The sequence below is a fragment of the Microcoleus sp. S13C4 genome, from assembly GCF_036700865.1.
Taxonomy (GTDB): domain Bacteria; phylum Cyanobacteriota; class Cyanobacteriia; order Cyanobacteriales; family Microcoleaceae; genus Microcoleus.
The window spans coordinates 77,116-89,284 of record NZ_JAUBPS010000004.1 but is presented as its reverse complement, the minus strand read 5'-3'; the positions used below and the strand labels follow the sequence as shown (position 1 = coordinate 89,284).

Sequence of the window (12,169 nt, the reverse complement as noted above, 5' to 3'; positions counted from 1 at the left end):
TTGATTTTGGGAGTCTTGAGTTTGCTTCACGAATCGCAGTTGCGCCAAGAGAAGCAATCTCAACACTCAAAACTTACACTTTCCAATTTCTCACCCGATGCTTTTATACCGCACGATCGCGCTCTTCTCCATGCCCGATGTTGCAGTTAGTAGCGGTAGTGAGCAAAAGCCTTGTTAGCTTCGGCCATGCGGTGAGTTTCTTCGCGCTTGCGAATAGCACTCCCTGTTTCGTTAGCTGCATCCATCAGTTCGTTGGCTAGCTTGGCTGCCATCGAGCGGCCGGTGCGGGCGCGGGCAAATCTGATCAGCCAGCGGAGGGCGAGGGTGGTACCGCGATCGGAACGCACTTCCATCGGCACTTGGTAGGTGGCGCCACCTACCCGGCGGGCTTTGACTTCTACCAGGGGTGTAGCGTTTTTGACTGCTTTTTCAAACAAGTCTAACGGTTCAGCCCCTGTGCGTTCTTGGATGGTTTTGAGGGCGTCGTAGACGATGCTGGAGGCAACGGATTTTTTGCCGTGCTGCATGATCCGTCTCACCATCATGCTTACCAACCGGCTGTTGTAGGTTGGATCTGGTGGAACTGGACGTTTTTGAATAACTGTGCGGCGAGACATAGTTCTATTTGGGATTTTGGATTTTGAATGATTGAGTTTGGGGTTGTGGACTCAGATGTCGATCTATAACGATCGAGCGTGCAATTGATCGGCGCGATGGGATTTATTTTTGCTTCCCAACCCCGACGATCGGACGAGTTCCGTGTTATTTTTTCTCTTTAGGACGCTTGGCCCCGTATTTGGAACGACCCTGCTTGCGGTCTTTCACCCCAGCGGTGTCTAATGTACCCCGAATGATGTGGTATCTAACTCCGGGCAAATCTTTTACCCGACCGCCCCGGATCATTACTACCGAGTGTTCTTGCAAGTTGTGACCGATCCCAGGGATGTAGGCGGTGACTTCAAAACCAGAGGTCAGCCGTACCCGAGCCACCTTCCGCAGCGCCGAGTTGGGTTTTTTCGGGGTGGTCGTGTACACTCTGGTGCAAACTCCGCGGCGCTGGGGGCAACTCTTGAGAGCTGGCGATTTGGTTTTTTTCTGCGTTTGTTCCCGTGCTGAACGGATGAGTTGCTGAATAGTGGGCATGAGTTACGGCATTTCTAGCTTTTTGCTGAATATAGTGATTTGGCTGTATCCGCACTGAAAGTCCCTTCCCCTCTGGGGGGACGGGATGAATGAAAATAATTATGGGTAAGTGAGGATACCAGACTCTATATTGTACACGACGCGTGTTTCTTTGGCAAGAAATTTGCGCGACCCGCGCTCAAACTTCCTTCCTTGCTGCAAGTTGGGAGGGGGCGAGCGCAACGGGAGAATGGTATGTGACGTCCTATAATTTAGGCGCAACTATGATGATTTTCACAGCCGTCAGCAAAATTTATGACGATCGCAATATCACGCTTTTTCGATCAAATTACCATTGTGAGGAGAGGCGCATTAACTCCAGCCTGCGATCGCATCACAGTCTATAGCCGATCTACATCACATAAATTTATCTAAAATTGCCAGACAATAAGAAATATACATTGAGTTGACAGCAGATGACAACCAAAACTTATATTCCTGAATATAAAATTTCCGAACTTTACTTGAACATTTGGAAATCCGGTAAGATCGATCGGACTGTGTTCCAGCAAATTCAATACGCAATTAATTCTCACAGTTTAAAAAGTTCAGAGGATCGAAAAATTGTCAGCAGGCTGCTGTATGCAGTACGGCGCGGATGGGTGTCAGTGATGGACTGAGTTGCTTGGGAGTTTTGACTCAGGGGGCGAGACTGCTTAGTGACTCCCTGGGCGTAGGTGCGTCAATGAGTTTTGAGATTGCCACCCACAGAGCACAACACACAAGGGGTGCATGAGTTGTGAACTCAAATCTCATCCATAAAATTAGAGGACTCCCAATATAGATGCACCGCTCTTGAAAGGCAATATTAAGGTAAAAGGATAGGGTATGTTTAATTCTACAGAACTGCTGATCGAGGCTTTCATCGAACAACTTCAGAACGGGTACAGCCGCACTTACGGAGGCTACAAATCAGACTATGCTGACATTATTGCCTGGGTGGGGGCAATGGCGTTAGAAAACATCGCTAACAGCGACGCTCTTTATCACAATGTAGAACACGCCATTTGCATTAGCTTAGTCGGTCAAGAAATCTTGCGGGGAAAACACATTCGCAAGGGCGGAGTTTCCTGCGAAGATTGGCTGCACTTCATCATTTCTTTGCTGTGCCAAGACATCGGATATGTCAAAGGAGTTTGCCGACAAGACCAAGAATCAGAAGGATTGTATGCTACTGGAAAAGATGGCATGAGAATTGCACTTGCTCCCGGTGCAACAGCGGCTAGCTTAGCTCCTTACCGAGTTGACAGAGCTAAATTGTTCATTGACGAGCGCTTCGGCAACCACAAGCTAATTAATGCTGAGATAATTAAGCAAAACATAGAACAGACTCGTTTCTCGGTGCTTGACGGTAACACTGACGAGGATGCAGTTAATTACTCTAGTTTAGTGCGCGGTGCTGACTTGATAGGTCAGCTCAGCAACCCGCAATATTTGCAGAAAATTGGCGCGCTGTTTTACGAGTTGGAAGAAAGCGGTGCTACTAAACTTTTGGGCTATCGACATCCGGGCGACTTGCTGCAAAGCTACTCTAAGTTTTACTGGAGCGGCATTTATCCTCACATCAGTGAATCTCTCGGTTACTTGCAGTTGACGCAGGAAGGTAAACAAATTGTTGCTAGTTTGTACGCTAACATATTTCGGATGGAACACCAACGTTGCGATTCTGAGGTTGCTTGACGGAAGGGGAAGGGAAAGGGGACAATTTTTGAATGCGTGACATTGCTTTTCTAATAATTGCTTCGCTAACATTCCTAAAAATTCCTTCCCATGCTATTAAGCAGAAGGAGTTTTGAATGCGTGAGATTGCTTTCCTAAAGTTAATCCGGTTGCGTTCTAATCGCTGTTTATACTCTGCCCCACCAGCTTATTCTGGGCGAGGGCGCCCCCCTCCTCACGGGGAAAAATTTCAGCTCAACGACCCCCAGACTTGGTGGGCTGCTGAGGAGAAGGTAGAATTAGATGACCCAAAGCTAGTAAAGCTGGGCGCAAATATACAGACTATTAAACAGCCAAGACTGTACCCTTATATGTCCACTTAAAAGGTTTAGCCATTATTTGATTAAAGTAGTTAATAAAATTGAGGATGTGATTTTTCAGATCGTACTGACTGGTGAAACTTGCTATGCTTGAGTAATTTCCGCACCAAAATGCTGAACCAAATCTCTATTTGATTAAGCCACGAAGAATGTTTGGGTGTGTAATGGAAAACAATTTGATGTGTTGGGTCACTTTAAAAAATAGCTCGGGATTTCATGGATTTAAGGATGCCACTTTTCCCCTTAATACCGAGGTCGATATCTAAGCCTTCTTTTTCTGCGACCAAACGCAACCAGTGATTCAGATTGGTGAGTATTCAGACAATCCATAATCCGATGCCATTTTTGGGCATGGGGGTCAGTTTCAATGATGTGACGAATATTCAGTAAAAAATCGGATTCTGTTCTCGAATCTCCACAAGTTGGTTTAATAATCTTACCATTTGCCATGTTGAAATTTTCTATCAAGGTCTGCGTACCATGACGAATATATTCACACTCTCTTCTGACAACTTTACCGGGTCTCATTGGCAATTCTTTTTCCAGACGTTCAATAGCTTGAATACCTGTCATTTCATCAATCGATATTTTGTGCTCTCCTTGTTGAGCACGTTCAATCGCAGTCAGATATAAGTAGATAATATCTTTGACTTTTGCATCAAATTCTTCATCCACAGGGGGGTTAATACCATTTTTTTAAAGATGTGATAGAGATAAAGAATGTAAAATCCAAGACCATCCGGTGAGAAAACCAATGACACGAGCGGTGAAAGATACCAAAATTTCCTGGACTCTTATGCGGAGTTCGTCCAGATTACTAAACACTGACCAAGCTAAAAAATCTTTCAGATATTCCCACACTCTTTCTGTGGGATTTACTTCAGGACAAGCCGGAGGCTGAAATAGTAAAATGATATTGTCTGGTAATTCAGATGAGCTTAAATTATGAGCTGGTGCGTTATCTACTTGAATGATGTGTAATTCATGAGGATATTGTCTTGAAAAAAGTTGTAAATATGCTTCAAAACAAACTTTGTCTAAATGCGAAAACTCCCAAAAAAAACTTTTTCCAGTAGGGATGGATACTGCCCCATACAGCCAAAAACACTCAAATTTCCATTGATGCTTCCCCAGGGGCTTTACGCCTGAAAGCGTCAGCTTGCGGCGACAAATTGTATGCAGCCCTAGACGAGTTTCATCACTACACCAATAAGTGACTTGTTTATATTTGTTTACCTGATGTAAAGCTTTATGTAGTAAAGCTTTTATCTGTTGATGCAAGTTATTTTTAAATTCATTAATTGCCGTAGATTTCTGAGAAATACTGCGAGGTCTGGGAATTTTTAATTTACTTTTTAATTCCCCTCTCACTAAAGAATATACAGCCTGGTAACTACTGGCTATTCCTTTAATCAACCAGAGCCAAAGATGAACTTCTTTATAACTCTGAAATCCTTCGGGGTCTCTCAACTCTTGTTGCAAGGTCGCTGCTATTTCAACTGAGAACTTTTTTGGGCGGCCAAAAACCTGCCGATTTTTTAACAAATTTTCCAGACCGCCCTTTTTATATTGAGAGAGCCAGCGATGAATTTTTGCCTCACTTTTACCTAAAACCGCCGATACTTCCCGCACAGTTTCTACTTGTTTTGACTGAAATAAATAAAGCATTTGAACTTTGTTATAACCTAGGATTCTTTTTTGCTGTTTAAGGATTTCTCGTAAATTTTCTACAGATTCGGTAATCTTTATATGAGGACGACCCGACATTGTAATTCTCTCCTTTACTTTTTATGCAAGTCTATCACATCTTTAAAAAAATGGTATAACCAGTAGCGGGAGGCGTGTGGTTGCAGTTCTCCTTCTTTTAATAATCTACCAACATGGCGGACGGATATAGTTTCAATAATGCCTTGTTTCATAATTGCCGCCGCCAATTCTCTGGCAGTCCAGTGACTTATTTGTCCTGCATAATCTGAGGGTGGGAACAGGCCATTGCAAATAACTCTGTTACTTGTTCCATGCTAAATTTTGCCGGTGCGCCAACACGCTCTGGCTATTGTAATCTTTGTAAAATCGATAAGTCTTTTCCCTCGCTCTCCAACCATCGGTTTCGCCCCTTCACGAGCCATCGGCCGATTAATCTCTAAGCTTCGGGCTATTAGACGATGGTTTTGACCCTCAGATGCCATGATAAGGATTTTGGCTCACACCACGATTTGTTGCGGCGTTTTGTGGTTGTCGATCAACTTCTGAAGTTCATGACGCTCGCCATCGCTTAAATTTAATATTTAAGGCATTAATAAGGTCATATATTACTCCTCAATCCCCGACCGAAACAGGTCTCAACTAACTCTAGCTATTTGTCACGCTTGGTTTGCGGACTAATCTTGACCTAAAAAGCTCGCTGCTGCAACCTTTGCAGCATACCTCATCTTTCTGAGAAACGCTATATGTTATTCTACCACAAATATAGTCTGTCTACTTACGCCGAGCTGTACTAGGACAATTACAAATCAGAAGGTGGGATAACTTACACTTTCGTTCTAGTGCTGAACATCCGATGAAATTTATCTGGGTAGAGCCAAAGGCTCTCGGTAGTAATTGTCGTCAGGTTAAACCTTTATCCTTAGCATGGATAGGTGAGAATTCTTGTTCTCTCGAAGTAGTCTGGATGGATCGAAGTAGTCTGGATGGACTATTTGCGCCGCTTTGCCATTAAGCATTGGTATCGCCAGAGCCAAGCAAACATTACATTGGACTCTACCCCATCTAAGTACCAAGCGAACAATGTGACCGTTGGAGCGATTTGATGCCTCTGTTAAGGTGGCAGTTGTGGTTGGCTCAAGATTTAGTTCGAGACTATCACTTGCTGCAGGCAAAAACCTCTGACTAATTTGACTCCTGGACGGGTGGCTCAATCCCTTTTCCCACTTTTGGTCAAGATTGGCACTCCAGCTCAAGCACCAAAACCACGGGGAAAATCCCCTGGTTGGCCGACTGGTCAATATCGCTCGGGGCGCAATCGCTATCCACTATTAAAAAAGGGTCGAGGTCAGTTCCAAAATCATCGAAATTTGACTTCTTAATCACATATATTTGGCTGCCCAATGGATTTTTTATGCCTCAGTTTCTAACTGAGCCCGCTTTTTTTTGTCTAAACTCCAGAAGAGAGTTAATGCCTACTTGTTGACATATTAATCTCCTTACAAATGGGTTGTTTGAGACAAGCGAGCTCAAAGTCTATCCAACCGGAGGCTGTGGAGTAATCGCTACAGAATTACAATCAAGCAATTAGTGAACAGGAGGTGCTTTGGCTCCAGCGCCTCCCTTGCCGAGAAACAGCAGCAATGGCAGCGAGCAGAGAAAGACAATGCCGACAAAGCGAAAAATGTCTGCGTAGGATAGAACGGCTGCCTGCGTATTGACTAATTGGGAGAGCGCGGCGAGGGCTTGTTGTTGGGCCGTTGTGGCATCAGAACCGCGACTCTGAAACAAACCAGTGAGTGCCTTGAGCCGCTCAGTTGTTTCTGGATCGTAAGGCGTTAACTTTGCCAACAAAATGGCTCGATGAAAAGCCTCTCGTCGAGCCAGTAATGAGGTCAGAATGGCAATGCCAATACTACCGCCGAGCTGACGAGTCAAGTTATAGAAGCCCGAGCCAGCCGATACATCTTCTTTGGGGATGGAACCCAATGTTGCCAAACTCAGGGGTAGGAACATCAAAACCGTAGTTGCACCGCGCCAGATTAGGGGCCAAAACAAATCATCAGTTCCGGTTTGGGGGGTGATTTTTGCCAGCTCGAACATGACGGCTGCCGTTCCACCTGCTCCCAGCGCAATTAAAATGCGGGCATCCACCTTAGTCGAAATTTTGCCCAGTAAAACCATGATGATGGCGGACGCTAAAGCTCCTGGAGCGAGTAGAAATCCGGTTTGCGTTGCCGAAAAGCGCAGCACGCCTTGAGCAAACAGCGGTACAGCAAACAAGGCTCCGTACAACCCCATGCCCAAAATACCAGAGTAAAGGCTACCGGCTGCCAGGGATTTATGCCGCAGAACCCGCAAGTCAACTGCTGGTGCTTTTGTGCTGAGTTCTCGCCAGATGAACAGAAACAGCCCCATAACCGCCACAAACGCCAAGAGCGTAATGAAACCCGATTCAAACCAGTTTTCTTTTTCCCCTTCTTCCAAAAATGCTTGCAAACTACCTACCGCTATACACAGCAGTACAATTCCTGTCCAGTCCACTTTCTGCTGGCTCCGTCCGTGTTGCTTGGAGTCTGGTCGGAGAAACACGATCGCCATAATGACAGCCACAATACCGACGGGCAAATTGATAAAGAAAATCCAGCGCCAGCCTAATGTATCGGTCAGATAGCCGCCTAGCGTGGGACCAATAGCCGGACCTGCAATCACCCCAACTCCAAACACCGCCTGCGCTAACCCCTGTTCCGCAGGGGGAAAAGTTTCAAACAGAATCGCTTGCGCTTTTGCCAACAGTCCGCCTCCGCAAAAGCCTTGAAGAATTCGAGCTACCACCAGCACCGGCAGGTTGATGGATAGACCGCATAACATCGAGGCGGCTGTGAACCCGATCATGGAAAAGACAAAGTAGGTTTTCTTGCCAAAGAAGTCCCCCAACCAAGCAGAGAGCGGAATCATCACAACGTTGGCGATCGCGTAACCCGTTACGACCCAAGCAATTTCGGTCACGGTTGCGCCTAATGTCGCCTGCATATCAGTTAAAGCAACGTTCACAATGCTGGTATCAATGACTTCTAGAATGGCTCCTAAAGAAGCCGTCAGGGCGATCGCCCACTTGAGTGGTCCCTGCACGTACCCGGCTGCATCATAGGCAGATTGTTCCAATTTTTTTAATGGTTTTGCTCGCTTTTGTTGAGCGTTTTGCTGGTCTTGAGGCTCAGCCTCTTCCAAATCGGTAAAAGCCTGAATATCAATAGAATCTGGTTCAGTTGCATGACTCTGTATTTGAGGGCGTTTCATTTTTAGTCTCTACTTTTGCGATCGCCTCCGGCAGGTGCTTCGCACCACCGCAACGGGTTAGGGTGCTTTAATCTGGAAATGCCAAATTCATAAGAAAATTGTCAGGAACCTTCATTCTGGAGACGAAGTACGAGTTACAGAAGACGCTGCTGTGCTAACTCCCCGCACAAATAAATCCACACACCCTTCGATGTATCGTTTACGGCTATAGCCCCGGTTTACTTGAGAAACATGGCGGCGAATCATACCAGACAGCAGCATTCCCGTCAATTGATCTACTGCCAGTGGCAGGTCAACATTCGGACGAATACTGCCACGTTCAACACAGGTTTGTAGATAGGAAATTAGTTTTTCACGTAGCGGTAAAAATGATTGCTGAAGCACCTCCAGTGCTTCTATCGGATGTCGGTGAGCTTCACCAATAAACATCCGAAATAGAGCTTCGTACTCCTCCAGCATGTCGTCGTGGAGTTTTGCATAATGCAGGAGATCGCGGCGTAGGTCATAAGTCCATTCGTCTTGATGCGCCAACGCCTCCATCCGCAATGCTGTAACGTGGTGGGCAACCGCACTCAACACTTGCTCTTTGCTGTGAAAGCGACGAAACAAAGTGACTTCACTCACATCTGCAACACGAGCAATTTCACGAGTTGTCGCTCCAACGTAGCCTTCTGTAGAGAAAACTTCAATCGCGGCTTTCAACAGGCGATCGCGGGTTTCTGCAGCACTTCGATTCGTTCTACTCATCTCAATTAATGTAAGCACTAACTTACATATTCTAGCTCGCCAAAGGGCTGTAGCTTCAGCAGAAAGACGGATTTTTGAAACACCTCGAGTGGGATTTACGCTCAGATGCCGGGAAACTAGGAAAAGTCGTCGCGCCAGGAAACTAGAGATCGCAGCAGGAAACCCGCTTTCTAGGCTAAAGCCGAGAGGTAGAGTTGAGGGAGTGTTGCCACTCCACCACCTCTGTTCCGAAACCATGCTTGCGATTGTTCACCGCACAGATGGACAGGGCGACAATTCCGTCAAAAGCCTTACCTGTAGCCCAGGAGGGAAACTCGCAGCTCAAAAAAGATGGGCCAAAATTCACTTATTCGCCCTATTAAGTAATTCTGTGCGTGTGGAGCTGTGCGATCGCGTTAATAATTTTAGAGTTCTGATTGCCAGTCTGGATCTACATATCCGCAATCTATCAGAGCAGGTTTTAATTTAAGCGTTTTTAGGTGTTCTAATACTGCTTGAACATCTTGAGATGAAGCAGGTTTCACAGCAAACTGCTGCACTCCTTTATGAAAAATGGCATAGTATGCGTTATAACTGTTAACGAGTTCTAAATCAACCCATTTGACATAGAGTTCATCGCCTACAGCTTTTAATTCAATCGCAAGCATTGCTTTTTTCTTGATACGTCTTGCCAGTTGCAAGGCAGCCTCAATAGCTTCTTTTTGTGTCACAGCCAAAGGAATTTCGCCATCATAAACCAAGCACTCTCTCAGGAATATCTAACAAGTCCAAATTGTCGAATTAAATTTGTTGGTGTTCCGCTTAATGTTTCTGATTTTACCCTAAAGTTGCGGCGGTTCATAAAACATGATTGTACAGATAAATCAGCAGGCAATGAGATTGTTTTAAACCAAGCACCCTCACTATTATTGTATCTAGATTTGACTCAACTTTACATCTCTGGGGGCAGCTTGTGAGCTAACACTTTCAAGAGCGGAGTCGGGGCCGCCTCCACCGCCTTTCTACCGCCTCGATTTCAGGTGTCGGCAACAACTAACATCGCTCCAATTCTCCTTACAACGAAGCCTGAGAGCAAATGCTCTCAGGCTTTTCTAGCGGAATTTTTAACTGCTTGTTGCATCTGGCGCGCTAGCTCAAGCAGAGGATTTAGTTTCTTCAGCTACTTGCTCGTTGTTGGGTAACTCCAGGCAATAACCGGCCCCGTATACGGTTTTGATGTACCGAGGATGGCGGGGATCGGGTTCCATTTTTGTTCTCAGGTGTCTGATGTGTACGCGAATAGTTTCGATGTCGTCATCGGGGTCGTAACCCCACACTTCTTTGAGAATTTCGCTGGGAGAAACTGTCTGACCGTGCCGCTGAAGCAAGCAGTGCAGCAACTCAAACTCTAGGTGGGTCAGTTTGACTGTCTGAACGTACCAAACAGCTTCAAACCTTTCGGGTACCAGGGTCAACGGGCCGTAATTCAGGATTTCGGAGTGTTTGGCAGCTTGGGGGATGCGATCTGTGCGCCTCAGTAGGGCTCGCACTCGGGCTAGCATCTCTTCTAGTTCAAAGGGTTTGGTCAGGTAGTCGTCGGCGCCGGAGTTGAAGCCTTCTACTTTGTCTTGAGTTTGACTTAAGGCTGTCAACATCAAGACGGGAATATCTGAGGTGCGATCGTCACGCCGCAACCGCTGACATACGGTGAATCCGTCTACTCTAGGCAACATCAGATCTAGCATGATCAGGTCGGGCAGCAGTTGTATGGCCAGTGCCTGACCTTTGATGCCGTCTTCTGCCTGGGTGACTTCGTAGCCAGCCATTTCTAGGTTGACGGCTACGAGTTCGGCGATCGCCGCGTCATCATCAATAACAAGTATCCGGGGCATCATTATTTATCTCACCGCTAACCGAATGGCAGACCTTACAGCCTTCTGGGCGTTCCAGGTAACTTTAACAACCAATTTTTTAATTTTAAGCTTCATTTAAGAATTATAAGGTTGATTAAGAACTTTTTGAGCTAGGTAAAAATTGTTGTACTAATTCTACAGCAGATTGCAGGTCTACGAGGTACATTGAATATCCCCGTAGGGACACGGCATTGCCGTGTCCCTACCTGGAATTTCAGATTTTAGAGAAGATTCAGGGTGGGGGCGCAGGCCAAGGGTTAACAGCTACGGAGCAATAGTTGTCTCTTGAGTATGCTGAGTATTTTTGCCCGAAACGGTTGCCTTAGCGCCTAGTTTTTGGAAATAAAGATTGCCGATTGTTGCTAAAAATGTTATGTAACCGATCGCTTGGACGAGATAAAGTCGCTCTCTGTATCCAAACAGTGCTTTCAGAATCACTCCTGGAAATTGCCGATCGGGCAAAATTTCCACTGCATTCCACACCATCGGCCCTAAAATACAAGAGTGGATGCGTGCAGAGCGATCGTAATAAAAACAAATCGCTGCATACTGGCTATTCATCTGCGATAAAATCCCAGCGGCTTGGTCAAAATGTTTGAGTGCAGATACTGCCAAACCTGCCACAATTAACAGCAACAAAATCCCCATAAACTTGAAAAACAGGCGGATATCAATTTTGACACCCCACTTGAACAGTAGCGCGCCAATGATTGCCGCCCCAGTCAAACCGCCCAAAGCTCCCAAAGCGGGACTCAAACCTTGTTGAAATTGAGCGGTGACAAATATAACTGTTTCAAAACCTTCGCGCAGTACCGCAATAAAAATTAAGCCAAATACGCCCCAGCCAGCATTGCTATTTTCTGTCAAAGCTGCTGTAACTGCTCCTTCAACTTCTGCTTTGAGAAAGCGCGCTTGCTGAGTCATCCAAATTAGCATCCAGCTTAGCATTGCGATCGCCACAATGCCCAACACGCCCTCTAATAGCTGTTTAATGACTGGTGCGTAAGGCTGCTCGGATGTTGATAGTGCTGCGAGCAATCCATTGAATAGAACACCCACAAAACCGCTAGCAGCAATGCCGGCTGCGATACCTGCATAAACCCAAGAATTGAGGTGACTTTGCTCAGCTTTTTTGAGGCAAGCTAGTACAATTCCGACGACTAAGGCGGCTTCTACGCCTTCGCGCAGGGTAATTACAAAAGTCGGTACGGCTTCACTAAAATTCATTTTTTATAATCATGGGACATGGGCATGGGGCATCGGTCATTGGCCATTGGAAATAACAATTAACCAATAACCAATAAC

The 12,169-nt window shown here is 45.8% G+C and carries 12 protein-coding genes; 2 read left to right on the top strand and 10 right to left on the bottom strand.

What is annotated here, in order from left to right; all coding sequences use genetic code 11:
• Window positions 1-146: 146 nt before the first annotated feature.
• Both rpsG and rpsL read right to left on the bottom strand, forming a co-directional pair.
• Complete coding sequence (rpsG, locus tag QT996_RS03495) at window positions 147-617, bottom strand: 30S ribosomal protein S7 (RefSeq protein WP_006632196.1); 471 nt, start codon at window positions 615-617, stop codon at window positions 147-149.
• Between the two features lie 145 nt (window positions 618-762).
• Window positions 763-1,143, bottom strand: a complete 381-nt coding sequence (gene rpsL / locus QT996_RS03490) for a 30S ribosomal protein S12 (RefSeq protein ID WP_006632197.1) — start codon at window positions 1,141-1,143, stop codon at window positions 763-765.
• A 455-nt stretch (window positions 1,144-1,598) separates the two neighbouring features.
• Between rpsL and QT996_RS03485 the strand changes: the two genes are divergently transcribed.
• Window positions 1,599-1,802, top strand: coding sequence for a hypothetical protein (locus QT996_RS03485; protein ID WP_333044558.1), 204 nt, complete (start codon window positions 1,599-1,601; stop codon window positions 1,800-1,802).
• Window positions 1,803-2,010: 208 nt separating this feature from the next.
• Window positions 2,011-2,862 (top strand): Npun_R2479 family HD domain-containing metalloprotein, encoded by an 852-nt coding sequence (locus tag QT996_RS03480; protein WP_333044556.1) that lies wholly within the window; start codon window positions 2,011-2,013, stop codon window positions 2,860-2,862.
• 391 nt (window positions 2,863-3,253) lie between these two features.
• Here QT996_RS03480 and QT996_RS28575 read toward each other — a convergent pair whose 3' ends face one another.
• From QT996_RS28575 to QT996_RS03445, 8 genes are all read right to left on the bottom strand, one after another.
• Entirely contained in the window at window positions 3,254-3,397 is a 144-nt protein-coding gene (locus QT996_RS28575; protein WP_445304538.1) for a transposase, read from the bottom strand.
• A 67-nt stretch (window positions 3,398-3,464) separates the two neighbouring features.
• Complete coding sequence (locus QT996_RS03475) at window positions 3,465-3,896, bottom strand: transposase (protein WP_333044555.1); 432 nt, start codon at window positions 3,894-3,896, stop codon at window positions 3,465-3,467.
• 21 nt (window positions 3,897-3,917) lie between these two features.
• Entirely contained in the window at window positions 3,918-4,988 is a 1,071-nt protein-coding gene (locus tag QT996_RS03470) for an IS630 family transposase (protein ID WP_333044554.1), read from the bottom strand.
• Between the two features lie 1,524 nt (window positions 4,989-6,512).
• Window positions 6,513-8,225 (bottom strand): DHA2 family efflux MFS transporter permease subunit, encoded by a 1,713-nt coding sequence (locus QT996_RS03465; RefSeq protein WP_333044553.1) that lies wholly within the window; start codon window positions 8,223-8,225, stop codon window positions 6,513-6,515.
• A gap of 111 nt (window positions 8,226-8,336) precedes the next feature.
• Window positions 8,337-8,972, bottom strand: a complete 636-nt coding sequence (locus QT996_RS03460) for a TetR/AcrR family transcriptional regulator (RefSeq protein ID WP_333044551.1) — start codon at window positions 8,970-8,972, stop codon at window positions 8,337-8,339.
• A gap of 404 nt (window positions 8,973-9,376) precedes the next feature.
• A complete protein-coding gene (locus QT996_RS03455; RefSeq protein WP_333044549.1) occupies window positions 9,377-9,682 on the bottom strand; it encodes a hypothetical protein in 306 nt (101 codons plus the stop codon).
• Window positions 9,683-10,105: 423 nt separating this feature from the next.
• A complete protein-coding gene (locus tag QT996_RS03450; protein ID WP_333044642.1) occupies window positions 10,106-10,843 on the bottom strand; it encodes a response regulator transcription factor in 738 nt (245 codons plus the stop codon).
• 285 nt (window positions 10,844-11,128) lie between these two features.
• The gene (locus QT996_RS03445) at window positions 11,129-12,091 is read right to left on the bottom strand and encodes an FTR1 family protein (RefSeq protein WP_333044547.1); all 963 of its coding nucleotides are present in this window, start codon (window positions 12,089-12,091) and stop codon (window positions 11,129-11,131) included.
• Window positions 12,092-12,169: the final 78 nt, after the last annotated feature.